The following is a 25,372-nucleotide window of genomic DNA, read 5'->3' on the forward strand; positions in this document are numbered from 1 at the left end:
TGTTGAGTAGCTGCACGACTTGCGTTGAGCCGCTACGATTAGACCAATTTCGCACTGCGAAATTTAATTCCACATCTTGACATGGAGGGTTATTTTGAAGCACGTGCCTTGTCAACGAGCATGACAAGGGCAGGGAATGAAGCGCGCCAGCAAGAAAGCCGCGACCGATCGCAATTTCGTCGTCGCGCTTTCCCGCGGACTGGACGTGCTGCGCGCATTCCAACCCAATGACGGGCTGCTCGGCAATCAGGAGATTGCGGCCCGCACCAAGTTACCGAAGCCAACCATTTCCCGGCTGACCTACACGCTTACCAAGCTGGGATACCTTACACCTGTACCGAAGTTCGAGAAGTACCAGCTCGCGCCGTCGGCGATGGCACTCGGCTACGCCGCGCTCGCCAATCTCGGCGTTCGGCATTTGTCCGAGCCCTATCGAGAAGAAGTGATGCGCGCGACCGGCGGCGCGGTCGCCGTCGGCGGCCGCGACCGCCACAGCATGATCTATTTCGGCCAGAGCCGGAACGGCCTGGCGCTCGGCGTACAACTCGACGTCGGCTCGCGGGTGCCGATCGCAACCACGGCGATGGGACGTGCCTATATTTGGGCATTGCCGCCCGACGAGCGCACGGCTTTATTACGCGAGCTGCGCGATCACTATGGCAGCCGCTGGGCCAAGATGCGCGACGGCATCGAGCGCTCCGGCGAGACGGTGGCGAAGCACGGCTTCACGATGTCCGCAGGCGACTGGCAGAACGACGTCGCCGCAGTCGGCGTCGCATTGAGATTGAACGACGGAACCGGTCCTTACGCCTTCAATTGCGGCGCGCCGGCATTCCGCTTCACGGAAGACAGATTGCTCAACGACATTGGACCTCGTCTTGTCGCGATGGTAAGGAACATCGAGCAGGCGCTCGGTGGAATGGCGCCGCAATCCAAAAAAGAAGAACGCAAAAAGACCAGAGTAGGAGGGAAAGTTGCACGTTTGGCCGAGGGGATCAGATAGCCTCCATCACGCCCAGCGAAACGCATCGCAGGGCCGCTCGCACCGCTCGAAGACGGCGGGCGAGACGAGATGACGCAGGCACAGCTCGCGCAGGGGAATGATCCCCTGCTCGCGGTTCGCGACGTCAGCGTCGTGTTCGGCGGCATCATCGCACTGAACGGCGTGTCGTTCGACATGCGCCATGGACAGATCCTCGGGCTGATCGGGCCGAACGGCGCCGGCAAGACGACGCTGTTCAATTGCCTGTCGCGGCTCTATCAACCGTCGTCCGGCGACATCCTGATGGAAGGCAAGAGCATCCTGTCGCGCCCGCCGCACCGGATCTCCGAGATCGGCATCGGCCGCACCTTCCAGAACGTCGCGCTGTTCCCCAACCTGTCCGTGATCGACAATGTGCGCGTCGGCGCGCATGCGCGCACCTCGAGCGACATCGTCAGCGACTCGCTGCGCCTCGCCTGGGTCCGCCGCGGCGAGACCGACATGAACAAGAAGGTGCACGACATCCTCGGCTATCTCGATCTCGAGGACGTCGCCCACACCGTGGTCTCGGGACTTCCGTTCGGCACCCAGAAGCGCGTCGAACTGGCGCGCGCCCTGGCCGCGGACCCGAAGATCCTGCTGCTCGACGAGCCGGCCGGCGGCCTCAATCACGAGGAAGTCTACGTGCTCGGCGACCTGATCCGCAAAATCCGCGACGACCGCAAGATCACCGTGCTGCTGGTCGAGCATCACATGGGTCTCGTGATGTCGATCGCCGACCACGTCGTCGCGCTCAATTTCGGCCGCAAGCTTGCCGAAGGCACGCCGGCCCAGGTCCAGGCCGACCCTGATGTCATCAAGGCCTATCTGGGGAGCAAGGACCAATGACCACGATGCTCAACGTCAAGGACCTGCGCGCCTATTACGGCCAGGTCCAGGCCCTGCACGGCCTCAACTTCTCGCTCAACGAGGGCTCGCTGACGACCCTGCTCGGCGCCAACGGCGCCGGCAAGACCACGACGCTGCGGGCGATCTGCAACATGGTGCGCTCGACCGGCGCGATCGAGTTCGAGGGCAAGCCGATCGGCACGCGCTCGACCGAAAACGTGGTCCGCCTCGGCATCGCCCACGTGCCGCAGGGCCGCGGCACCTTCACCAACATGACGGTGGAGGAAAACCTGCAGCTCGGCGCCATCAGCCGCGCCGACAAGAAGGCGATCGGCGGCGACATCGAGCGGATGTACGAGCATTTCCCGGTGCTGAAGCAGCGCTACACCCAGCAGGCCGGCACGCTGTCCGGCGGCGAGCAGCAGATGCTCGCGGTGGCGCGCGCGCTGATGCTGCGGCCGCGCCTGATGCTGCTCGACGAGCCGTCGTTCGGCCTCGCGCCGCTGATCGTGCGCGACCTGTTCCGGATCCTCGGCAAGATCAATCGCGAGGAAAAGGTGACCATCCTGGTGGTCGAGCAGAACGCGCAGCTCGCGCTCGAGCTCGCCGACCAGGCCTATGTGATCGAAACCGGACGGATCGTGATGTCGGGCAATGCCAAGGACATCGCGAACAACGAAGACGTCCGCAAATCCTATCTCGGCTACTGAGGGAGCTGGCACAATGGAGCTTTTTGCCAACCAGGTCCTGGCCGGCATCGCCACCGGCGCGATCTATGCCTGCATGGCGCTCGCGGTGGTCATGATCTACCAGGCCATCGACCATCTGAATTTCGCCCAGGGCGAAATGGCGATGTTCTCGACCTTCGTGTCCTGGCAGCTGATGCAATGGGGCGTGCCCTACTGGGGCGCCTTCGTGCTCACCGTCGCCTTTTCGTTTGCCGCCGGCATCGTCATCGAGCGGCTGCTGTTCAAGCCGCTGGCGAAGGCGCCGATCCTGACCAACGTCGCCGGCTTCATCGCGCTCTACGCGATCATCAACTCGGTCGCCGGCCTGATCTGGGACTTCACCATCAAGCAGTATCCGACGCCGTTCGGCTCCTCGCCGTTCCTCGGCAGCCAGCTGATCTCGACCCACCAGGCCGGCATGATCGGCATCACGCTGTTGATGCTGCTCCTGCTGTTCTTCTTCTTCCGCTTCACCCGGGTGGGTCTGGCGATGCGGGCGGCAGCCTCGCTGCCGGAATCGGCGCGCCTCGTCGGCATCAACACCTCGTGGATGATCGCGCTGGGTTGGGGCATGGCGTCCGCGATCGGCTCGATCGCCGGCATGATGATCGCGCCGGTGGTGTTCCTCGAACCGAACATGATGCTCGGCGTGCTGATCTATGGATTTGCCGCGGCCGTGCTCGGCGGCCTGTCGAGCCCGTTCGGCGCCGTCATGGGCGGCTTCCTGGTCGGCGTCTTCGAGAACCTCGTCGGCACCTACATCCCCGGCGTCGGCAATGAACTGAAACTTCCGATCGCGCTTGCGCTGATCATCGTCGTCCTGGTCGTGAAACCGGCAGGCCTGTTCGGCCGCGCCATCGTGAAGCGAGTTTGATCATGAGCGCCGCTGAAGAAATCGTCACAGAAGGCTCCGCTGTCGAGGCCGTTCCCAAGCGCGCCATGACGCTCGGCTATGGCACCTCGCTCGTGGTGCTCGCCGCGCTCGTCCTGATCCCGCTGTTCGTGAAGAACTTCATCATCTTCCAGATGACGATGCTTCTGATCTACGGCCTTGCGGTGCTGGCGCTCAACATCCTGACTGGCGGAAGCGGCCAGTTCTCGCTCGGCCAGAGCGCGTTCTACGCCGTCGGCGCCTATACTTCGGCGATCCTGATGGAGCATGCGGGCATGAACTATGCCCTCACGCTGCCGATCGCCGGCATCATCTGCTTCGCCTTCGGCTTCCTGTTCGGCCAGCCGGCGCTGCGGCTATCCGGCGTCTATCTGGCGCTCGCGACCTTCGCGCTCGCCACCGCGATGCCGCAGCTGCTCAAGCTCGGCTATTTCGAGCACTGGACCGGCGGCGTGCAGGGCCTCGTGGTCACCAAGCCGGACGCCCCGTTCGGCCTGCCGCTGTCGCAGGACATGTGGCTGTATTACTTCACGCTGGTCGTCACCATCGCGATCTACGTGGCTTCGGTGAACCTGCTGCGCTCGCGCTCCGGCCGCGCCTTCATGGCGATCCGCGACAACGAGATCGCGGCCTCCGCGATGGGCGTCGACGTCGCGCTGTACAAGACGCTGGCGTTCGGCGTCTCGGCCGGCATCACCGGCGTTGCCGGCGGTCTCGGCGCCATCGCGGTGCAGTTCGTGGCACCCGACGGCTACACCATCCAGCTCGCGATCTCGCTGTTCCTCGGCATGGTGGTCGGCGGCGTCGGCTGGCTGCCCGGCTCGATCGTCGGCTCCGCCTTCATCATCTTCGTGCCCAACATCGCCGAGGGTATTTCGAAGGGCCTTTCGGGCGCCGTGTTCGGCGTGCTGCTGTTCCTCGTCATCTTCCTCGTGCCGCATGGCGCCAGGCAGGTTGCGATCGTTGCCCAGCAGCTGGCCGCAAAGTTCAAGAAAAACTGAAGCATGATCCGGAAAAGTGCGAAGCGGTTTTCCGAAAGAGATCATGCTCAAACCAGTTAAGAGCCTATAGAAGCAAACCAGGAGATATTATGCTTTCTACCGTTCGGATCGCCGCGATTTCCGCGGCGATCGTCGCTGTTGCCGCGACGTCCACTGCCGCATTCGCCCAAAAGAAATACGACACCGGCGCAAGCGATACCGAGATCAAGGTCGGCAACATCATCCCCTATTCGGGACCAGCCTCCGCCTATGGCGTGATCGGCAAGACCGAAGAAGCCTATTTCAAGATGATCAACGATCGCGGCGGCATCAACGGCCGCAAGGTCAATTTCGTCAGCTATGACGACGCCTATTCGCCGCCGAAGGCGGTCGAGCAGGTGCGCAAGCTGGTCGAGAGCGACGAGGTGCTGCTCGTCTTCAACCCGCTCGGCACCCCGTCCAACACCGCGATCCAGAAATACCTGAATTCCAAGAAGATCCCGCAGCTGTTCGTCGCGACCGGCGCCACCAAGTGGAACGACCCGAAGAACTTCCCGTGGACCATGGGCTGGCAGCCGAGCTACCAGAGCGAAGCGCAGATCTACGCCAAGTGGCTGATGAAGGAGAAGCCCGACGCCAAGATCGCGATCCTCTATCAGAACGACGATTTCGGCAAAGACTACCTCAAGGGCACCAAGGACGGCTTTGGCGCCAAGGCGGCCTCCAGCATCATCATGGAGGAGAGCTATGAGATTTCGGAGCCGTCGATCGACGGCCACATCGTCAAGATCAAGGCCGCCAATCCCGACGTGCTGCTGATCTACACCACGCCGAAGTTCGGCGCGCAGACCATCAAGAAGACCGCCGAGCTCGGCTGGAAGCCGCTGCAGATCATCACCAACGTGTCGGCCTCGGTCGGCAGCGTGATGCAGCCGGCCGGCTTCGACAACGCGCAGGGCGTGTTGTCGGCCGCCTACGCCAAGGACGGCGCCGACACACAGTGGAACAACGACCCCGGCATGAAGAAGTGGGCCGAGTTTCTCGACAAGTACATGCCGGGCGCCGACAAGACCGACGGCGGCTATGTGTACGGCTATGGCGCCGCACAGACGCTCGCCAAGGTGCTCGAAATGTGCGGCGACGATCTCACCCGCGCCAACGTCATGAAGCAGGCGGCGAGCCTGAAGGACTTTACGCCCGACACCCTGCTGCCCGGCGTCAAGATCAACACCTCGGCCACCGACTTCGCCCCGATCGCCCAGCTGCAGATGCAGCGCTTCAAGGGTCAGAAATGGGAACTGTTCGGCGACATCATTTCCGGCGACGTCCCCTCCGAGTGACGTTGCACTGCGGGAATAAAACAACGGCCTCCGCGATATCCGTCGCGGGGGCTTTTTGTTGACGCCCCGCGCCGATGGTATTGAATACCCAAAACCAAGAGTCCGAGGTGGGGAAACCATGACTGCCGTACGCCCGTCCCTGGCGGCGCTGTTGTCCGCATTCGCTCTGATCTTGACGAGCTGCAATGTCGCGCTGGCGCAGAAGAAATACGACACCGGGGCCAGCGACACCGAGATCAAGATCGGCAACATCATGCCCTACAGCGGCCCCGCCTCGGCCTACGGCACGATCGGCAAGACCGAGGCCGCCTACTTCAGGATGATCAACGATGCCGGCGGCATCCACGGCCGCAAGATCAAGTTCATCTCCTACGATGACGGCTACTCGCCGCCCAAGACGGTGGAGCAGGCGCGCAAGCTGGTCGAGAACGACGAAGTTCTGCTGCTGTTCGGCTCGGTCGGGACCGCGACCAATGCGGCGATCCGGAAATACATGAACGAGAAGCAGGTGCCGCAGTTGTTCATCGCCTCCGGCGCCTCGAAGTGGAACGACCCGAAAGATTATCCGTGGACCATGGGCTGGCAGCCGTCCTACCAGGACGAGGCGCGGGTCTACGCAAAATACATCATGAAGCACAAGCCCGACGCCAAGGTCGCCGTGCTCTACCAGAACGACGATTTCGGCAGGGACTACCTCAAGGGCTTGAAGGACGCCTTCGGCGACAAGGCATCGATGATCGTCGCCGACGAGGCCTACGAGACATCCGAGCCCACGATCGACAGCCACATCGTCAAGCTGAAGGCCACCGGTGCCGACACATTCGTCAGCATCACGACGCCGAAATTCGCGGCACAGGCGATCAAGAAGGCCGCCGAGATCGCGTGGACGCCGTTGCAGATCGTCGCCAACGTCTCGGCCTCGGTCGGCGGCGTGATGCAGCCGGCGGGCTTCGAGAATTCGCAGGGTATCCTGTCGGCATCCTATCTCAAGGACGGCGCCGATCCGCAGTGGGACAAGGATCCCGGGATGGAAAAATTCCTTGCCTTCCTCAAGAAGAATTATCCCGACGCCAACAAGCTCGACGGCGCCACCTCGTTCGGCTACGCCGCCGCACAGACCATGGTGCAGGTGCTGGAGATGTGCGGCGACGACCTCACCCGCGCCAATGTCATGAAGCAGGCCGCAAGCCTGAAGGATTTCGTCCCCGGCACGCTGCTGCCGGGCATCAGCATCAACACCTCGGCCACCGATTTCGCGCCGATCAAGCAACTGCGCTTGATGCGGTTCAAGGGCGAAAGGTGGGAGCTGTTCGGCGACATCATTTCGAGCAATCTGAGCAACTGATCGTCACGTCGGTCTGTTCGGTCCGCGCGCTCAACTCAACGGCGCCGCTTTACTCGACCGCAATCTCTGCGGTTGGCGCCACGCACACGCGAACGCGTTGGCGAATTTTTGAGCAGCGGCCCGCCTTGAGGGTGGTCGACTAAAGACGCAGCCCCTGCGGCAATGCCGCAGGGGCTTTTCATTGAGACACCCCAGGTAAGATGATAGTTTTTACGACCAATAATGAGCCCTCGAAACAGGGGGCCGCGACACATCATCTGCAATCAGGGAGAGAAACGGCATGTCTGCAATACGACAATTGACGGCATTTGCTGCTGCGCTTGCGCTCGTCGCGGCATCCGGCAGCGCGGCGCTTGCCCAGAAGAAATACGACACCGGCGCCTCCGATACCGAGATCAAGATCGGCAACATCATGCCCTATAGCGGCCCCGCATCCGCCTATGGCGTGATCGGCCGCACCGAGACCGCCTATTTCAAGATGATCAACGACCAGGGCGGCATCAACGGCCGCAAGATCAACTTCATCTCCTATGACGACGCCTACTCGCCGCCGAAGACGGTGGAGCAGGCCCGCAAGCTGGTCGAGAGCGACGAAGTGCTGCTGATCTTCAATTCGCTCGGCACGCCGCCGAACTCGGCGATCCAGAAATACATGAACCAGAAGAAGGTGCCGCAGCTGTTCGTCGCCACCGGCGCCACCAAGTGGAACGACCCGAAGGACTTTCCCTGGACCATGGGCTGGCAGCCCAACTACCAGAGCGAGACCCAGATCTACGCCAAATACATCCTGAAGAACAATCCCAACGCCAAGATCGCGGTGCTCTACCAGAACGACGATTACGGCAAGGACTATCTGAAGGGATTCAAGGACGGGCTCGGGGCCAAGGCCGCCTCGATGATCGTCGCCGAGGACAGCTACGAGGTCTCGGAGCCGACCATCGATTCCCACATCGTAAGGCTGAAGGCCTCGGGCGCCGACGTCTTCATGAACATCACCACGCCGAAATTCGCGGCGCAGGCGATCAAGAAGAACGCCGAGCTCAGCTGGAAACCGCTGCACTTCCTCAACAACGTCTCCGGATCGATCGGCAGCGTGATCAAGCCCGCGGGCTTCGAGAACGCCCAGGACATCATCTCGTCGCAGTATTTCAAGGATCCGACCGACGCGCAGTGGAAGACCGACAAGGCGATGATCGGCTGGAACGAATTCCTCGATAAATACTATCCGGAAGCGAACCGGGCCGATGCCTCCGTGATGTACGCCTATATCGTCTCGCAGGGCCTGGTCCACGTGCTCAAGGCCTGCGGCGACAATCTGACCCGCGAGAACATCATGAAGCAGGCGGCCAGCATTCGCGATTACGAGCCCGGCGGCCTGCTGCCCGGCGTCAAGGTCAACACCTCGGCGACCGACTTCGCGCCGCTCTCGCAACTGCAACTGATCCGCTTCAAGGGCGAGACCTGGGAGCGCTTCGGCGAAGTCTTGAGCGCCGACGTCGGCGGTTAGGCCGGAAAGGTCGACCAAAGATACCGCCCCTGCGGCGTTTGCCGCAGGGGCTTCTCATTGAGGCGAACCGCCTAAAATGATAATCACTGCAGCCAAATAAAGAGCTCTCCAAGCAAGAGGGCCGAGACACATGCGTCTGACAAACAGGGAGAGAGACATAGATGTCCGCTACCAAGAAACTTGCGGTCCTCGGGGCCGCGCTCGCGCTCGTCGCGACATCCGGCAGCGCTGCGCTTGCCCAGAAGAAATACGACACCGGCGCCAGCGATACCGAGATCAAGATCGGCAACATCATGCCCTACAGCGGCCCGGCATCCGCCTATGGCGTGATCGGCCGCACCGAGGCCGCCTATTTCAAGAAGATCAACGACGCCGGCGGCATCAATGGCCGCAAGATCAACTTCATCTCCTACGATGACGCCTACTCGCCGCCGAAGGCCGTGGAGCAGGCCCGCAAGCTGGTCGAGAGCGACGAAGTGCTGCTGATCTTCAACTCGCTCGGCACGCCGTCGAACTCGGCGATCCAGAAATACATGAACTCCAAGAAGGTGCCGCAGCTGTTCGTCGCCACCGGCGCCACCAAGTGGAACGACCCGAAGGACTTTCCCTGGACCATGGGCTGGCAGCCCAACTACCAGAGCGAGACCCAGATCTACGCCAAGTACATCCTGAAGAACATGCCGAACGCCAAGATCGCGGTGCTCTACCAGAATGACGATTACGGCAAGGACTACCTGAAGGGCCTGAAGGACGGGCTTGGCCAGAAGGCCGCCAGCATGATCGTTGCAGAAGAAAGCTTCGAGACCTCCCAGCCGACCATCGACAGCAACATCGTCAAGCTGAAGGCGAGCAACGCCGACGTCTTCATCGACATCGCAACGCCGAAATTCGCGGCGCAGGCGATCAAGAAGGTCGCCGAGATCGGCTGGAAGCCGACCCACTTCCTCAACAACGTGTCGGCCTCGGTCGGCAGCGTGATCAAGCCGGCCGGCTTCGAGAACGCGCAGGACATCATCTCCGCCGCCTACCTGAAGGACGCTTCCGACAAGCAATGGGACAATGACCCCGGCATGAAGGAGTTCTACGCCTTCATGGCCAAGGACTTCCCCGAAGGCGACAAGCTCGACGGCGGCACCGTGGTCGGCTTCGGCGTCGCGCAGACGCTGGTCCAGGTGCTGAAGCAGTGCGGCGACAACCTCACCCGCGAGAACATCATGAAGCAGGCCGCAAGCCTGAAGGACTTCCGCACCGAGGTGCTGCTGCCTGGCGTCAAGATCAACACCGCGGCGAACGATTTCGCGCCGATCAGTCAGCTGCAGCTGATGAAGTTCAAGGGCGAGAAATGGGAACTGTTCGGCGAAGTCATCAGCGCCGACGTCGGCGGCTGACTTCCCGCCACCCCTCGACCGGGAAAGGCCCCCTGCGATACCGTCGCAGCGGGCTTTTTGTTGGCGCGTTTTCGGGCGAAGCCGGTACCGGTTCGCGTGAAGAAAACGCGTCGGAAACCAGAGTTTATAGCCACAGCCTGCTCGCAGGCCGGCCCGGGCAATGCCTGCTTACACTTTGCTCGGCAATACGCTAGGTAAACCGGCAAGAACCCCGACAAGAAACCGACGCCCTTGCGCGGCGGCAACAACAAGGAGATTTCGGGAAATGCCGATGCCGATCCGACACCGTGTCGCAACCGCCCTGCTCGGCCTCGCCGTCGCCGCCGCGACCGGCAATGCCGCATGGGCGCAGAAGAAATACGACACCGGTGCGAGCGACACCGAGATCAAGATCGGCAACATCGTGCCCTATAGCGGCCCGGCGTCGGCCTATGGCGTGGTCGGCAAGGCGATGGCCGCGGTGTTCAAGAAGGTCAACGACGACGGCGGCATCAACGGGCGCAAGATCACTTTCGTCTCCTACGACGACGCCTACTCGCCACCGAAGGCCGTCGAGCAGGCCCGCAAGCTGGTCGAGAGCGACGAGGTGCTGTTCCTGTTCGGCACGCTCGGCACCGCCTCCAACACCGCGATCCAGAAATATCTCAACGCCAAGAAGGTGCCGCAGCTGTTCGTCGCCACCGGCGCGACCAAGTGGAACGATCCGAAGGCCTTCCCCTGGACCATGGGCTGGCTGCCCAGCTATCAGAGCGAGTCGCGGATCTACGCGAAATATCTGCTCAAGGAAAAGCCCGCCACCAAGGTCGCGGTGCTCTACCAGAACGACGACATGGGCAAGGACTACCTCAAGGGGCTGGAAGACGGCTTCGCCAGCGACCCCGCGCGCGTCGTCGCCAAGGAGAGCTATGAAGTCGCCGAGCCGACGATCGATTCCCATGTGGTGCGGCTGAAATCCTCCAATCCCGACGTCATCGTCTTCTTCACCACGCCGAAATTCGGCGCGCAGGCGATCAAGAAGCTCGGCGAGATGAACTGGAAGCCGGTGACCATCGTCTCCAACGTCTCGGCCTCCACCGCGACCGTGATGCGTCCGGCCGGCCTCGACAATGCGCAGGGCGTGATCTCGGCCGCCTACGCCAAGGACGCCAGCGATCCGCAGTGGAAGGACGACGCCGGCATGAAGGCGTTCGACGAACTGCTCGCCAAATACATGCCCGACACCAACCGCGTCGATGCCTCGGCGATGACCGGCTACAACATGGCGACCACGATGGTCGAGGTGCTGCGCCGCTGCGGTGACGACCTCACCCGCGCCAATGTGATGAAGCAGGCGGCGAGCCTGAAGCAATTCGCGCAGGGCGGCCTGCTGCCCGGCGTGACGCTGTCGACCGGGCCTGCCGACTTCCAGCCGATCGAACAGCTCCAGCTGATGCAGTTCAAGGGCGAGCGCTGGCAATTGTTCGGCGACGTCATCAGCGGCGAAGTCGGCGGAAACTGACCGCGTTACATAAGGCACAACCATGACCGACCGTCGTCCTTTCCTGCGTTCGATCTTCGATGCCGCGGTGGCGGCTGCGCATCCCGATGTCGTGCTGGCGCCGCGGTTGCGGCCGGTGCCGAAGGGACGGGTGATCTGTCTCTGCGCAGGCAAGGGCGCCGCGGCGATGGCCGCGGCGGCCGAGCGGCATTATCTCGACGCGCTCGAGCTCGATCCGTCGCGGCTGGTCGGCATCGCCACCACCCGCCACGGCCATGGCGTGCCGACCCGCCGCATCAAGGTGGTCGAAGCCGGCCACCCGGTGCCCGACGAGGCCGGGCTCAAGGCGGCGGACGACACGCTGCGGCTGGCCGCGACAGCGACCCCGGACGATCTCCTGCTGGTGCTGCTGACCGGCGGCGGTTCGGCGAACTGGATCGCGCCGGTCGACGGCGTGAGCTTTGCCCAGAAGCAGCAGGTCAACCGCGCGCTGCTGCGCTCCGGCGCGCCGATCGGCGAGATGAATACCGTGCGTAAGCATCTGTCGCGGATCAAGGGCGGACGGCTGGCGCGCGCCGGCCAGCACGCCGCCGAGATCGTCACGCTGGCGATTTCCGACGTGCCGCATGACGATCCCTCCGCGATCGCCTCCGGGCCGACGGTGCCGGATCCGACCACGCTGGCCGATGCCCGCGCGCTGGTCGCCAGATACAATCTCTCCATCGACAACGCGGTCCGTCGCGCCCTCGACGATCCCGCGAACGAAAGCTGCAAGCCCGGCGATGCCGCCTTCGCGCGGGCGACATTCGAACTGCTGGCAAAGCCGAAGGCCTCGATCGACGCCGCGGTGAAGGTCGCGCGGGACGCCGGCTACGAGACCATCGCGCTCGGCGCCGATCTCGAAGGCGAGGCCCGGGAGATCGCGGCCGAGCACGCGCGGCTCGCGCTGAAGGCGCGCAGCGAAGGCAAGCGGGTTGCGATCATCTCCGGCGGCGAGCTGACGGTGACGGTGCGCGGCAACGGCCGCGGCGGCCCCAACCAGGAATACGCGCTGGCGCTGGCCGGCCTGCTGAAGGATACGCCCGACGTCTCGGCGCTGGCCGCCGATACTGACGGCGCCGACGGCGGCGCCGGCAGCGCGACCGACCCGGCCGGCACAGTGATCGACCAGGCGACATTCGCGAAGATGAAATCGATCGGCCTCGATCCGAAAGCCTATCTCGAGAACAACGATGCGACGGGGTTCTTCGCCCAGACCGGGGATTTGTTGCTGACCGGGCCGACGCTGACGAATGTCAACGATGTGCGGGTGATCCTGGTGGATTGATCCACCTTCGTCATTCCGGGACGCGCGTCAGCGCGAACCCGGAATCTAAAGCATGATCCGGGAAAGTGCGAAGCGGTTTTCCGAAAAGATCATGCTCAAACAAAGAGCTAAGGCGCGATGACGATTCAACCTAATCTCATCGCGCTTTAGTGATTGTCGCGCGAGATTCCGGGTTCGTCGCTACGCGACGCCCCGGAATGACGAGAGTGTCAAAACTCCTGCGCGAGCTTCGCCAGCATCTCCAGCAGCGCGGCGTGGTTAGCCGGACCGAGCACCTCGATCAGCCGCGCCTCGTGCTTGTTGGCGACCAGCTTCTTGGCGCGCGCCAGCACGGCGCGGCCCTTGTCGGTCAGGACGAGGATGTGGGAACGGCGGTCGTTGGTGGAGCGCATCCGCGCGCAAAGGTCGCGGCTCTCCAGCGCGTCGAGCATCGCAACGAAATTCGGCCTGAGGATGCCGAGCGTGTTGGCGATCTCGGTCTGGTTGCGGCCCGGATTCTTGTCGAGCAGAAGCAGCACCGAAAACTGCGCCGGCGTCAGCTGCAGCGGCGCGACGCAGCGCAGGAAGTCCTCGAATACCCTGAGCTGCGCGCGCTTCAACGAATAGCCGAGCAATCCGGACAGTTCGCCCAGTTGCAGCATGCTGTCGTCCCCGGCAGAATCGGCCGGTTCCCTGCGCAGGGCGCGCGACGAACGGAGGGCATCGGTGGCGGTCTTGGAAACAGTCATCGCTCCAGGCTCGCAATCCCGGTACAAGAATCCCGCACGACACTCGGGGACCTTGAGATTATATCTAATAATTGTTATGGACTATATCAAATGTCGGCACCTTTCAACAGCCGATATCGGCCGACCTGACCGGCACGACCGGTCGAGGCGGTCCGACGCTTGAGGGGGAGCGCTCGGCCTTGAACACAACGATCATGCTGTTCCTGCTGCAGGACGGCATCACCAATGGCGCGATCTACGCATTGCTCGGGCTGGCCCTGGTGCTGGTGTTCGCGGTCACGCGGGTGATCCTGATCCCGCAGGGCGAATTCGTCACCTACGGCGCGCTGAGCTACGCCATGCTGGCGACCGGCCAGGTGCCCGGCACCGCACGGCTTGCGGTCGCGATGGGCCTCGTCGCCTTCGCCCTCGACCTGTTCTTCGCCCGCAACGCGCTGCATGCGCGGCTGGTGATCCGCTCGGTCGCGCTCAACATCGCCTTTCCCGTCGCGCTGCTCGGTCTGATCTACGCGCTGGTCGGTCCCGGCACGCCGATCGCCGTCAACATCGCCCTCGCGCTCCTGATCGTGGCGGCGATCGGGCTGTTCCTCTACCGCATCGCGTTCCAGCCGATCGCGCATACCTCCGTGCTGGTGCTGCTGATCGCCTCGGTCGGCTGCCATCTGGCGCTGCAGGGCCTCGGCCTGGTGTTCTTCGGCGCCGAAGGCCTGCGCGCGCCTGCGCTGTCGAATGCCGCAGTGACCGCCGGCCCGCTGCGCTTCACCGGGCAGAGCCTTGCGGTCTACGGCCTGACGATCGGCTTCATCGTCGCCCTGTGGCTGTTCTTCGGCTACACCAAGACCGGCAAGGCGTTGCGCGCCACCGCGATCAACCGCCTCGGCGCCCGCCTGGTCGGCATCCGCACCACGCTGTCCGGCCAGATCGCGTTCCTGCTCGCCTCCGTCATCGGCGCGATCTCCGGCATCCTGATCGTGCCGATCACGACGCTCTATTACGACACCGGTTTCCTGATCGGCCTGAAGGGCTTCATCGCCGCCATCATCGGCGGCCTGGTCAGCTATCCCCTGACCGCGGTCGCCGCCATCGTGGTCGGCATTGTCGAGGCCTTCTCGTCGTTCTACGCCAGCAATTTCAAGGAAGTCATCGTGTTCACGCTGATCCTCCCCGTGCTCGTGTTGCGCTCGCTCGCGGCGCCCGAGGTCGAAGAAGAGAAGGATTGAGCGCGATGACGCAGCGCCTTCCCCTCATCATCTTCGCGCTCGTGATGGCGGTGATTCCGCTTGTCCCAGGCATCCCGCCGTTCTGGATCGTGCTGCTCGACAATATCGGCCTCGCCGCGCTGGTCGCGATGGGCCTCGTGCTGCTCACCGGCGTCGGCGGCCTGACCTCGTTCGGCCAGGCCGCGTTCTGCGGGTTCGGCGCCTACACCACGGCGGTGCTGACCACCGCCTACGGCGTCTCGCCCTGGCTGACGCTGCCGGCTTCGCTCTTGGTCAGCGGCATCGCCGCCGTGCTGCTCGGCATCGTCACGGTACGCCTATCCGGCCATTATCTGCCGCTCGGCACCATCGCCTGGGGCATCGGGCTGTTCTATCTGTTCAGCAAGCTCGAATTCCTCGGCCGCAACGACGGCATCTCCGGCATTCCGCCGCTGTCGATCGGCTCGTTCAAGATGCTGAGCCCGGATGCGATCTACTATGCGATCTGGGTCGCGGTGCTGCTGTCCGCGCTACTCACCATGAACCTCTTGGACTCCCGCACCGGGCGCGCGATCCGCGCCTTGCGGCGCGGCCATGTTGCGGCGGAAGCGTTCGGCGTGCAGACGCCGCGCGCGAAGCTGCTGGTGTTCATCTATGCCGCGGTGCTGGCCGGCCTGTCCGGCTGGCTCTATGCGCATTTCCAGCGCGCCGCCAACCCGACGCCGTTCGGCGCGCAGGCCGGCATCGAGTATCTGTTCATCGCCGTGGTCGGCGGCGCCGGCTACGTCTGGGGCGGCGTGCTCGGCGCCGGCATCGTCGTGATCCTCAAGGAGGTGCTGCAGAGCTACCTGCCCTACATCTTCGGCGGCCAGAGCCAGCTCGAGACCATCGTGTTCGGCATCATGCTGGTGCTGCTGCTGCAGCTCGCGCCTCAGGGTGTCTGGCCCTGGCTGATGTCGCGGCTGCCGTTCAAGCCCACCCGCAAGACCCCGGACACGTCCGCGAAGCTGGAGCACCGCGAACGGGCGCCAGGAACGTCTCCGATCCTTCTGCACATCGACAAGGCGCGCAAGCAGTTCGGCGGCGTGCTCGCGGTCAACGACGTCTCGTTCGACGTCAACGCCCGCGAGATCGTCGCGCTGATCGGCCCGAACGGCGCCGGCAAGAGCACGACCTTCAATTTGATCACCGGCGTCCTGACCGCAACCAGCGGCAAGATCTCCGTGCTCGGCAACGAGGTCGCGAACGCTCCGCCGCAGGAGGTCGTCAAGCTCGGCGTTTCCAGGACTTTTCAGCACGTCAAGCTGGTGCCCGACATGACCGTGCTGGAGAATGTCGCGATCGGCGCGCATCTGCGCGGCAATTCCGGCGCGATCTCCAGCATGCTGCGGCTAGACCGCGCCGATGAGGCGAGGCTGCTGGCGGAAGCCGCGCGGCAGATCGCGCGCGTCGGCCTGTCGGACCAGATCGACCAGCTCGCGGGCTCGCTGTCGCTCGGGCAGCAACGCATCGTCGAGATCGCCCGCGCGCTGTGCGTCGATCCGATGCTGCTGCTGCTCGATGAGCCGGCCGCCGGCCTGCGCCACATGGAGAAGCAGCGGCTCGCCGCGCTGCTCCGGCAATTGCGCGACGGCGGCATGTCGGTGCTGCTGGTCGAGCACGACATGGGGTTCGTGATGGATCTCGCCGACCGCATCGTGGTGCTGGATTTCGGCACCAAGATCGCCGAGGGCACGCCGGCCGCGATCAAGCGCAATCCCGACGTGATCAAGGCCTATCTCGGAGCCGCCGCATGAGTGCTCTGCTATCGGTGACCGACGTCCACATCTCCTACGGCAAGGTCGAGGCGGTGCGCGGCGTTTCGCTCGACGTCGCCCAGAACGAGATCGTCACAATCATCGGTGCCAACGGCGCCGGCAAGACCACCTTGCTCAACGCCATCATGGGCGTGCTGCCGCTGAAGGGTCGCACCAGCTTCGCCGGCGTCGACATGGCGCCGCTCGATATCGAGGACCGCGTCGCCACCGGCCTCAACCTGGTGCCCGAGCATCGCGAATTGTTCGGCACCATGAATGTCGAGGACAATCTCGAGCTCGGCGCCTTCCGGATTGCGAAGGCCGTCGCGGCGGCCTCGCTGGAGCGGGTCTACACGCTGTTTCCGAGGCTCAAGGAGCGACGCAAGCAGCTTGCCGGCACGCTGTCCGGCGGCGAGCAGCAGATGCTGGCGATGGGCCGCGCGCTGATGGGCGCGCCGAAGCTCTTGATGCTGGACGAGCCGAGCCTCGGCCTCGCCCCGATCATCGTCGCCGACATCTTCCGCATCGTCGGCGAGCTCCGCGCAGCCGGCGTCTCGGTGCTCCTGGTCGAGCAGAACGCCCAGGCCGCATTGCAGATCGCCGACCGCGCCTATGTCATGGAGCTCGGCGAGTTCGTGCTGTCAGGTACCGCCAAGGACATCGCCGCCAACAAGGGCGTCGCCGCGAGCTATCTCGGCTTCCAGCACGAAGGCGAGAGCGCGATTTAGATTGCCCTTGTTGTACGTCGGTTGCCAGTGGTGATTGAGGTACTGCCGACGGCGATAGACCGTCACCCCACCCCGCTTCGCATCGCTACTCGCGATGCGAAGCGACCCTCCCCTCCAGGGGAGGGTAAGAGCCGTCCATCGACTTGCATTCGCGCGAAGATTGCGCTCCACTTCACCCTCCCCTGGAGGGGGAGGGTCGAGCGCGCGCGGCGATGCGCAGCATCGCGGGTGCGATCGGGGTGGGGTGAAGCCACACAAATGGTCTCAGCATCGATCCTAAGAGCGGCTGCGAAGAAGCTGCGCGCGAATACCACGCCGCACGAGCGGATATTGTGGCGTGCACTGAAGGAGCTGCCGATGGAAGGAACGCATTTCCGAAGGCAAGCCCCGATCGGTCCCTATGTCGTCGACTTCTTTTTGCCCGGTCAAGCGACTCATCGTCGAGCTGGACGGTGGACACCACAACGACGATGAAACTGCACTGCGCGATCGCGAGCGGCAGCAATGGCTGGAGAACGAGGGATATCGCGTCATCCGCTTCTGGAATTCGGAGATCACGGCTGACCTCAGTGCCGTGCTGGAGCGGATTTATGTCGAACTCTACGGCACTCGCGAGGCGGAAGCCGTGCCATTGAGGCACCACCGGCGGCGATAGACTTTCACCCCGCCCCGCTTCACATCGCTCGCGCGATGCGAAGCGACCCTCCCCCTCCAGGGGAGGGTAAGAAAAAAGCCGGCCCGCATCGGGACCGGCTCCTTCGTTCTTACGGATCGCGACCGGCTTACATCGCCGGGACGTATTTGCCGTCCTTGACCGTCAGCAGGATACGCGAACGGTCGTCGAGGCCGTAGCGATCCTTTTCGGTCCAGTTGTAGACGCCCTGGGTCGCGACGATCTCCTTCTCGGAGATGAACGCCTTGCGGATCGCCTCGCGGAATTCCGGCGTGCCGGGCTTGGCGGTCTTCAGCGCCACCGGGATGACGCGCTTCATCACCTCGAAGGCATCGTAGGAGTGGCCGGCGAACTGGCTGCGGCTGTTGGCGCCGTACTTGGCTTCATAGGCCGTATTCAGCGCGAGGCCGGGCTTCTTGGTCAGCGCGCTGTCGGGCTGGGTTTCCGGCGACATGATCGGGCCGGCCGACATGATGACACCTTCCGCGGCCGCACCGGCGATGCGGATGAAGTCCATGCTGGCGGCGCCGTGGGTCTGGTAGATCAGACCCTTGTAGCCGCGCTCGCGCAGCGCGGTCTGCGGCAGCGCCGCGGCGGTGCCGGAAGCACCGACCAGGATGGCATCGGGATTGGCGGCGACGAGCTTCAACACCTGGCCGGCGACCGAGGTATCCGGACGCGCGAAGCGCTCCTCGTCGGTCATGGTCAGGCCCATCGGCACGGCCTGCGCCTTGAAGTCGTTGACCCAGAGATCGCCGTAGGAATCCGAATAGCCGATATAGCCGACGGTCTTGATGTTGTGCGCCTTCATGTGCTCGTAGAGCACCTTGCCCATGATCGGAATCGACTGCGGCAGGTCGACCGACCACTTCATGCGCGCCTCGTTGATCGGGAACGGCGCGAGGCCGAAATGCGGGATGCCGGCCTCGTTGGCGACCGTCGACACCGCGATCGACGGCGGCGTGGTGCAGGAGCCCATGATGATATCGGCCTTAGACTCGGTGACGAAGCGCCGCGCGTTGGTGGTCGCAGCCGTCGGATCGCCGCCGTCGTCGAGCACAATCAGCTTCAGTGGTACGCCGCCGATCTCCTTCGGCACGAAATCGAGCGCGTTGCGCTCGGGAATGCCGAGCGCCGCGGCGGGCCCCGTGGTCGAGATCGAGATGCCGATGGTGATTTCATTGGTCTGCGCCAGTGCGGGCGCGCCCGGCAGCGCGATGGCTGCTGCGAGCGCCGCGGCGAGAGTGGCCTTCCTCATTCATTCCTCCCTGCAGTTAAGTTTTTTGGGTTTAAACCGGTTTTGCGGGCCAATTCAGCCCCTTCTTTAGGTCATGAGGGGGTGCGAGTCAGCCCTTCATGAAGCGGTCAATGATCTCCTGCGGAAACGGCGCCGATTTCAGCTTGGCGGGATCGTCCGGGTGGCGGCCGACCAGCACCCGGGTTTCGAACGCCTCGATCGCCAACGCCTCACCCTTGAACACGCGGTGCACCACCTCGAAGCTCGAGCGCTTGATGCTCTCGATCCGGCTCTCGATGGTAATCCAGTCGCCATGGGTCGACGGAATATGGAATTTCGCCCGCGTGTCGACCATGGGTATGCCGACCAGGCCATACTTGTGGACGAGGTCCTGCTTCGAATAGCCGGCGGCTTCGAACATGATCGAGGTCGAGTCGTCGAACATCGCGAAGTAGCGCGGGTAGTAGACGATGTTGGCGGGGTCGCAATCGCCCCACTGGATCTGCACGTCGCGCCGATTGACGAACATGGTTTATCCTCGATCGAGCATGAGCGATCCGGAAGGGCGTTCGTGCTCTTCCGGATCATGCTTCAGCGCGGCGCCATCCGGAGCGCGGCATCGAGCCGCACCACTTCGCCGTTCAGATAGGGGTTGTCGATCATGTGCAGCGCCAGCGAGGCAAACTCGTCGGCCTGGCCGAGCCGGCGCGGAAACGGGATCGCTGCGGCGAGCGAATCCTGCGCTTCCTGCGGCAGGCCGGCCAGCAAGGGCGTCATGAACAGGCCGGGCGCGATGGTCAGCACGCGGATGCCGAATTGCGCGAGCTCGCGCGCGATCGGCAGCGTCATCGCGACGATGCCGCCCTTCGATGCCGAATAGGCCGCCTGCCCGATCTGGCCGTCATAGGCCGCGACCGAGGCCGTCGAGATCACGACGCCGCGCTCGCCGGTTGCGAGCGGCTCGAGCTTGGCCATGTCAGCGGTCGCAAGCCGCAGCATGTTGAACGAGCCGATCAGATTGACGTTGATCACCTTGTCGAAGTCGGCCAGCGCCATCGGCCCCTCGCGGCCGATCACGCGTTTGGCCACCCCGATGCCGGCACAGTTCACCAGCACGCGCGCCGGGCCGTGCGCCTTGGCGGCGGCAGCGACCGCGGCTTCGGCGGCCGCAGCATCGGCGACGTCGCAGACCACGGGAATGCCGCCGATCTCGGCCGCGACGCTCTCGGCGAGCTTGGCGTTGAGATCGCAGACCGCGACCTTGGCGCCCTGCGCGGCGAGACGGCGCGCGGTCGCAGCGCCCAATCCCGATGCACCGCCGGTGACGATGGCGGCATGGTCCTTCAACTGCATGGCTTTCTCCTGTTCGAGAACTAGACGAGTGTGATCACCGATGCCGGCGGCACCGGCGCATAAAGCGCTTCGATGATGTCCGTGCGATGCTCCAGCACCGCGCGCTGGTTGATCGAGCCCTTGTCGGTGACCTCGCCGCGATCGATCGACAACGGCGTGTCGAGCAGGATCGCGCGCGCGATCCGGTTCGACGAGCCGGTGGCGCCGGCCAGCACGCGCGCGAAGCGCTCGCGGAAAGCCGCCCGCACCAGCGGATCATTGGCCGCGGCCGCGATGTCGCCAGAGGCGAGCTGCGGATTGATCAGGCGGCAGCCGTCGAGATCGAGGATCACGATCGCGGCAAGCTCGTCGCGGTTGAGCCCCGCGATCACGACGTCGCGCACCAGCGGCGCGCAGGTGCCGACGAAGAGCGCCCGCAAGGGTCCGACGCTGACCCAGGTGCCGCTCGCCAGCTTGAAATCCTCGGCGATGCGGCCGTCGAAATCGAACCCGGCATCGAGATCACCAGCGTCGGCGGGCTTCAGCGCGTCGCCGAACTTATAAAAGCCTTCCTCGTCGAACGCCTTGGCGGTCAGCTCGGGCTGCCGCCAGTAGCCCGGCGTCACGTTCGGGCCCTTGGCACGGACCTCGAGCTTGCCGTTGTTCGGAACGAGCTTCGCATCATTGCCCGACACCGGAAGCCCGACATGGCCGGAGCGGCTGGTATCCGGGCGCACCGACATGAAGAACGGCGAGGTCTCGGTGGCGCCGAGGCCGGTCAGCATCGGCACACGATAGCCCTTCTCCTGCACGGCGAGCGCATCGAGGCTGTTCCAGACGAACGGCGACAGCGCGGCGCCCGAGAAGAACATCGCATGCAGCCGGGCGAAGAATTTTGCCCGCAGACCGGCGTCGTCGCGCAGATAGGGCAGCAGCGATTCATAGCCCTTGGGCACGTTGAAATAGACGGTCGGCGAGATCTCGCGCAGGTTTCGCACGGTCTCCTCGATGCCGCCGGGCATCGGCTTGCCCTCGTCGAGATACATCGAGCCGCCGTTATAGAGCGTCAGCCCGACATTGTGATTGCCGCCAAAGGTGTGATTCCACGGCAGCCAGTCGACGATGACCGGCGGCTCGTCCTTGAGGAACGCCAGCGTCTCGCGCAGCATCACCTGGTTGGCGCAGATCATGCGCTGGGTGTTGATGACGGCCTTGGGATTGCCGGTCGACCCCGACGTCAGCAGGAATTTCGCGATCGTGCCCGGACCGATCGCCGCATGGGTCGCATCGAGGCGCGGGTCTTCCGGCGTCGCCAAGAGACCGGCAAGGCGCGTCACCTCACGGCCGGGCACGGCGCCGCGGCTCGCGGCGATCTCGACATCGGATCCGACATTGGCACGCAGCGCGTCGGCGAACTTGTCGGCATCGTCGACAAAGATGAGGCCTGGCGTCAGAAGCTTGATGACGAAGCTGAGCTTGCCATAGTCGCGCGACACCAGCGAATAGGCCGGCGACACCGGGCAGAACGGAACGCCGGCATAGAGCGCGCCGAGCGCCATCAGGGCATGATCGATCGAATTGCCCGACAGGATCACGATCGGCCGCTCGGCCGACAATCCGCGCACGATCAAGGCGGAGGCGATGCGCCGCACAGCCTTGAGCAGTTGCGCGTAGGTGATTTGCCGCCAGCCGCCACCGGCGGCACGCTCGGCCATGAACACGCGGTTCGGCTCAGCCTTCGCCCAGTGGTGCAGCCGATCGGTGATGCGAACCGGAAAATCAGCGAGGCTGAGCTTCGGTCGGAGATAGATGGTGCCGTCGTCGCGGCGCTCGACGGTGACGTCAGGATTGCCGAACGAGATCGGGCGCAGCGGATGCGCGCTCGCAGTGTTCCCAGACGGCGCGGCGCTCATGTCGGCTTCACCTTGGCGGTCTTGCGATCAAGAAACGCGCGGATGCGCTTCTTGGCTTCCTTGTCGCTCTGCGCCACCGTCGCCATCAGCGATTCCATCAACAGGCCGGTCTGCGGATTGGCCTCGGCGATCATCGGCAGCGCCTGCAACACGGCGAAGTTGGTCAGCGGCGCATTGGCGGCGACGCGCTCGGCCAGCTCCAGCGCTTTCGGCAGCGCGCCGTCGGCCTCGGTGAGATATTGCGAGAAGCCGTAGGCGGCGCCCTCGGTCGCCGAATAGACCCGCCCGGTCAGCATCATGTCCGCCATCCGCGGCACGCCGATCAGGCGCGGCAGCCGCACCGATCCGCCGCCGCCGACGAAGATGCCGCGCTGACCCTCCGGCAGCGCGAAATAGGCCGACGGCTCGGCGACCCGGATATGCGCGGCGCAAGCCAGCTCCAGCCCGCCGCCGATCACCGCGCCCTTCAGCGCGGCGATGACCGGCACGCGGCAATACTGGATGCGGTCGAACACGCGGTGCCACATCTGAGAATGCACCAGGCCCTCGGTGGCGTCGCGCTCGGTCAGTTCGGAGAGATCGAGGCCGGACGAGAAGTGATCGCCGATACCATGGATGACGACGGCGCCGACCGCATCCGGTATCGCGGAAAAGCAATCCCGCAGCGCCAGGATGATGCCGTCGTTCAGCGCATTGCGCTTAGCGGGACGGTTCAGCCCGACCGTCAGCACCGCCCCTCGCGTCTCGATCCTGAGCAGCGAGGCGTCTCCCCCGCCGGCAGCGTTTCCCATGGCGTTATTGTTTCCCGTTCAGAATAGTTATGTTTTATAACGATTAGCAGGAGAGTCAATATGGGCGCGCACGGCCGGTGGGCGTCGACCCTTCGAGACGGCCGCTGCGCGGCCTCCTCAGGGTGACGGTGATGGAGTTGATACGCGCGCGCCCTCCTCCCGTCGTCCCTGCGAAAGCAGGGACCTATAACCACAAACGGTTATTGCTGCGGGACGGCGGAACGACGAGTCCCGTTCACGACACAGGCCGCGGAGTATGGGTCCCTGCTTTCGCAGGGACGACACCGAATGTTGGGGCGGATCGCGGCAGGTGAGACTGCAAGAGTGCGAAACTAAAGCACCTGATGCACGTCGATCACGACGCGGTCGGCGTGGCGGGCGGCGGAGCCGACGAAGATGTGCTGCATCAGCCAGCGGTAGTTTTCGGCGCCGGTTTCGAATTTCGGCACGGTGCGGAAATAGATCAGCTTCGGATCGACGGCCTCGCCGCGCTTCAGCTTCTGCAGCAGTTCGACCGGCCCGAAGCGGATGCCCTTGTTCGCGACATAGACGACGGCGCCGTCGTCGGTCTCGAAGGCGTATTTCGCCTCCAGTTCGATCAGCTCATTGGGCCGGATGATCTGGAAGTCGGCACCGAACGTCAGCACCTTGCCGTTGACCTTCTCGCCCCTCACCTCGCCGCCGATGATCGGAATGATGCGGCGGATGCCGGTGCCGATGTCGCCGGCGGATGTTACCTCCGCGATCCGGGCGGTGATGGTGAAGACGTATCTGGTCTCAAGCTCGGGATTCATAAGCCTAACCAATCATGCGCTGCGGCAGCCAGGTCGCGAGCAGAGGGAACAGGATCAGGATCACCAGCCGGATCAAATCGGTGATGACGAACGGCAGCACGCCGACAAAGATCGTCGACATGTTGACGTCCTTGATCACGCTCTTGATCACGAACACGTTCATACCGACCGGAGGATGGATCAGGCCGAGTTCGACCGTCATGACGATGATGATGCCGAACCAGATCGGATCGAAGCCGAGCGCGGTCACCACCGGAAACACGATCGGCACGGTGAGGATCACCATCGCCATCGCGTCCATCAGGCAGCCGAGCACCAGATACATCAGGAGGATCAGCGCCAGCACACCATAGGGGCCGATGCCGAGCCCGGTGAGGAATTCGGTGACGTGCTGCGGCGTCTGGGTGATGGTAAGGAAATAGCCGAAGCAGAGCGCGCCGATCAGCACCGTGAACACGGCGGCGGCGGTGCGCGTCGCCTGCAGCAGCGATTGCAGGATGCCTTCCCTGGTCAGCTTGCCGCGCAGGATACCGATGATGAAGGCGCCCACCGCGCCAACCGCGCCGGCTTCGGTCGGGACAAAGAAGCCGCCATAGAGCCCGCCGATCACGAACAGGAACAGCAGCAGCGGCGACCAGACGTCACGTAGCGCGACGAAGCGCTCGTGCCACGACGCCTTCTTTCCCGCCGGCAGGAAGCCGGGCCGCGTCACGCCGATGATGCCGATCGTGATCATGTGCATCAGGATCGCGAGCAGGCCCGGCACCACGCCCGCGATGAACAGCTTGCCGATGTCCTGCTGGGTGATGATGCCGTAGACCGCGAGCACGGTGGACGGCGGCAGCATCGCTCCGAGCGTGCCGCCGACCGCGATCACGCCCGCGGCGAATGATTGCGGATAGCCGAAGCGGCGCATCTCGGGATAGGCCACGGCCGAGAAGGTCGCGGCGGTCGCGACCGACGAGCCCGAGATCGCGGCGAAGCCGCCGCAGGCTGCGATCGTCGCAATGCCGAGCCCGCCCTTCCAATGACCGACGAAAGTGTTGGCGGCGCGGAACAGCTCGCGGCTGATGCCCGAGACCGACACGAAGGCGCCCATCAGCAAGAACATCGGGATCACGCCGAAGGAATAATCCGTCACCGTGCGCATCGTGGTCTGGCCGACCAGCTTGAGCGCCGGCGCGAAGCCGGTGAGATAGCCAAAACCGGTGATGCCGACGAGGCCCATCGCCATGCCGACGGGGACACGGAGCAGCATCAGCACGAACAGGCTGACAAAGCCGATAACGGCGACGGTCTCGGGACTGAGGTCGAGACTCATGGCCGT

General features: G+C 64.1%; 24 protein-coding genes. 16 read left to right on the forward strand and 8 right to left on the reverse strand.

Annotated features, from left to right (window positions below; all coding sequences use genetic code 11):
* Positions 1–136 precede the first annotated feature (136 nt).
* The 11 genes from QA639_RS39305 to QA639_RS39355 all read left to right on the forward strand — a co-directional run bounded on the left by QA639_RS39305 (position 137) and on the right by QA639_RS39355 (position 12,854).
* The gene (locus QA639_RS39305; RefSeq protein WP_157342284.1) at positions 137–1,003 is read left to right on the forward strand and encodes an IclR family transcriptional regulator; all 867 of its coding nucleotides are present in this window, start codon (positions 137–139) and stop codon (positions 1,001–1,003) included.
* A 69-nt stretch (positions 1,004–1,072) separates the two neighbouring features.
* Positions 1,073–1,870, forward strand: a complete 798-nt coding sequence (locus QA639_RS39310; RefSeq protein ID WP_028338105.1) for an ABC transporter ATP-binding protein — start codon at positions 1,073–1,075, stop codon at positions 1,868–1,870.
* Complete coding sequence (locus QA639_RS39315; protein WP_028338104.1) at positions 1,867–2,580, forward strand: ABC transporter ATP-binding protein; 714 nt, start codon at positions 1,867–1,869, stop codon at positions 2,578–2,580. Before QA639_RS39310 ends, QA639_RS39315 begins: the two co-directional genes overlap by 4 nt.
* Positions 2,581–2,593: 13 nt before the next feature.
* Positions 2,594–3,472 carry a branched-chain amino acid ABC transporter permease gene (locus QA639_RS39320; RefSeq protein WP_028338103.1) on the forward strand — a complete coding sequence of 293 codons (879 nt, stop codon included), beginning with the start codon at positions 2,594–2,596 and terminating at the stop codon, positions 3,470–3,472.
* A 2-nt stretch (positions 3,473–3,474) separates the two neighbouring features.
* Entirely contained in the window at positions 3,475–4,491 is a 1,017-nt protein-coding gene (locus QA639_RS39325; protein WP_028338102.1) for a branched-chain amino acid ABC transporter permease, read from the forward strand.
* A gap of 89 nt (positions 4,492–4,580) precedes the next feature.
* Entirely contained in the window at positions 4,581–5,810 is a 1,230-nt protein-coding gene (locus tag QA639_RS39330; RefSeq protein ID WP_028338101.1) for an ABC transporter substrate-binding protein, read from the forward strand.
* A 118-nt stretch (positions 5,811–5,928) separates the two neighbouring features.
* The gene (locus tag QA639_RS39335; protein WP_283088747.1) at positions 5,929–7,155 is read left to right on the forward strand and encodes an ABC transporter substrate-binding protein; all 1,227 of its coding nucleotides are present in this window, start codon (positions 5,929–5,931) and stop codon (positions 7,153–7,155) included.
* Between the two features lie 280 nt (positions 7,156–7,435).
* Positions 7,436–8,662: an ABC transporter substrate-binding protein gene (locus QA639_RS39340; protein WP_050382628.1), complete on the forward strand. Its 1,227-nt coding sequence runs from the start codon at positions 7,436–7,438 to the stop codon at positions 8,660–8,662.
* 161 nt (positions 8,663–8,823) lie between these two features.
* The gene (locus tag QA639_RS39345) at positions 8,824–10,050 is read left to right on the forward strand and encodes an ABC transporter substrate-binding protein (protein WP_283088748.1); all 1,227 of its coding nucleotides are present in this window, start codon (positions 8,824–8,826) and stop codon (positions 10,048–10,050) included.
* 265 nt (positions 10,051–10,315) lie between these two features.
* Positions 10,316–11,548, forward strand: coding sequence for an ABC transporter substrate-binding protein (locus QA639_RS39350; protein WP_253625106.1), 1,233 nt, complete (start codon positions 10,316–10,318; stop codon positions 11,546–11,548).
* 22 nt (positions 11,549–11,570) lie between these two features.
* A complete protein-coding gene (locus QA639_RS39355; protein ID WP_283088749.1) occupies positions 11,571–12,854 on the forward strand; it encodes a glycerate kinase type-2 family protein in 1,284 nt (427 codons plus the stop codon).
* 209 nt (positions 12,855–13,063) lie between these two features.
* Here QA639_RS39355 and QA639_RS39360 read toward each other — a convergent pair whose 3' ends face one another.
* On the reverse strand, positions 13,064–13,582 hold the full coding sequence (locus QA639_RS39360; RefSeq protein WP_028336531.1) for a MarR family winged helix-turn-helix transcriptional regulator: 519 nt from the start codon (positions 13,580–13,582) through the stop codon (positions 13,064–13,066).
* Positions 13,583–13,761: 179 nt separating this feature from the next.
* On the opposite strand from QA639_RS39360, the gene QA639_RS39365 reads away from it, so the two are divergent.
* The 5 genes from QA639_RS39365 to QA639_RS39385 all read left to right on the forward strand — a co-directional run bounded on the left by QA639_RS39365 (position 13,762) and on the right by QA639_RS39385 (position 17,960).
* Positions 13,762–14,802: a branched-chain amino acid ABC transporter permease gene (locus QA639_RS39365; protein WP_283088750.1), complete on the forward strand. Its 1,041-nt coding sequence runs from the start codon at positions 13,762–13,764 to the stop codon at positions 14,800–14,802.
* Between the two features lie 5 nt (positions 14,803–14,807).
* Complete coding sequence (locus QA639_RS39370) at positions 14,808–16,577, forward strand: branched-chain amino acid ABC transporter ATP-binding protein/permease (protein WP_051376278.1); 1,770 nt, start codon at positions 14,808–14,810, stop codon at positions 16,575–16,577.
* A complete protein-coding gene (locus QA639_RS39375; RefSeq protein WP_283088751.1) occupies positions 16,574–17,305 on the forward strand; it encodes an ABC transporter ATP-binding protein in 732 nt (243 codons plus the stop codon). The genes QA639_RS39370 and QA639_RS39375 overlap by 4 nt, the downstream gene beginning before the upstream one ends.
* A gap of 258 nt (positions 17,306–17,563) precedes the next feature.
* Complete coding sequence (locus QA639_RS39380; protein WP_283088752.1) at positions 17,564–17,779, forward strand: endonuclease domain-containing protein; 216 nt, start codon at positions 17,564–17,566, stop codon at positions 17,777–17,779.
* The gene (locus QA639_RS39385; RefSeq protein ID WP_283088753.1) at positions 17,706–17,960 is read left to right on the forward strand and encodes an endonuclease domain-containing protein; all 255 of its coding nucleotides are present in this window, start codon (positions 17,706–17,708) and stop codon (positions 17,958–17,960) included. Before QA639_RS39380 ends, QA639_RS39385 begins: the two co-directional genes overlap by 74 nt.
* A gap of 127 nt (positions 17,961–18,087) precedes the next feature.
* Here the strand turns inward: QA639_RS39385 and QA639_RS39390 are convergent, their stop codons facing one another.
* The 7 genes from QA639_RS39390 to QA639_RS39420 all read right to left on the reverse strand — a co-directional run bounded on the left by QA639_RS39390 (position 18,088) and on the right by QA639_RS39420 (position 25,366).
* A complete protein-coding gene (locus QA639_RS39390; RefSeq protein WP_028336534.1) occupies positions 18,088–19,236 on the reverse strand; it encodes an ABC transporter substrate-binding protein in 1,149 nt (382 codons plus the stop codon).
* Positions 19,237–19,324: 88 nt separating this feature from the next.
* Entirely contained in the window at positions 19,325–19,744 is a 420-nt protein-coding gene (locus tag QA639_RS39395) for an acyl-CoA thioesterase (RefSeq protein ID WP_028336535.1), read from the reverse strand.
* A gap of 62 nt (positions 19,745–19,806) precedes the next feature.
* Entirely contained in the window at positions 19,807–20,568 is a 762-nt protein-coding gene (locus tag QA639_RS39400; protein WP_028336536.1) for an SDR family NAD(P)-dependent oxidoreductase, read from the reverse strand.
* 20 nt (positions 20,569–20,588) lie between these two features.
* Positions 20,589–22,460, reverse strand: coding sequence for a feruloyl-CoA synthase (locus QA639_RS39405; protein ID WP_283088754.1), 1,872 nt, complete (start codon positions 22,458–22,460; stop codon positions 20,589–20,591).
* The gene (locus QA639_RS39410; RefSeq protein ID WP_028336538.1) at positions 22,457–23,251 is read right to left on the reverse strand and encodes a crotonase/enoyl-CoA hydratase family protein; all 795 of its coding nucleotides are present in this window, start codon (positions 23,249–23,251) and stop codon (positions 22,457–22,459) included. Before QA639_RS39410 ends, QA639_RS39405 begins: the two co-directional genes overlap by 4 nt.
* Positions 23,252–23,583: 332 nt before the next feature.
* Complete coding sequence (locus QA639_RS39415) at positions 23,584–24,045, reverse strand: DUF3237 domain-containing protein (protein ID WP_157342295.1); 462 nt, start codon at positions 24,043–24,045, stop codon at positions 23,584–23,586.
* Between the two features lie 4 nt (positions 24,046–24,049).
* A complete protein-coding gene (locus QA639_RS39420) occupies positions 24,050–25,366 on the reverse strand; it encodes a TRAP transporter large permease (protein ID WP_028336540.1) in 1,317 nt (438 codons plus the stop codon).
* Positions 25,367–25,372: the final 6 nt, after the last annotated feature.

Source organism: Bradyrhizobium pachyrhizi (assembly GCF_029714545.1).
GTDB classification, from domain to species: Bacteria; Pseudomonadota; Alphaproteobacteria; order Rhizobiales; family Xanthobacteraceae; genus Bradyrhizobium; species Bradyrhizobium pachyrhizi.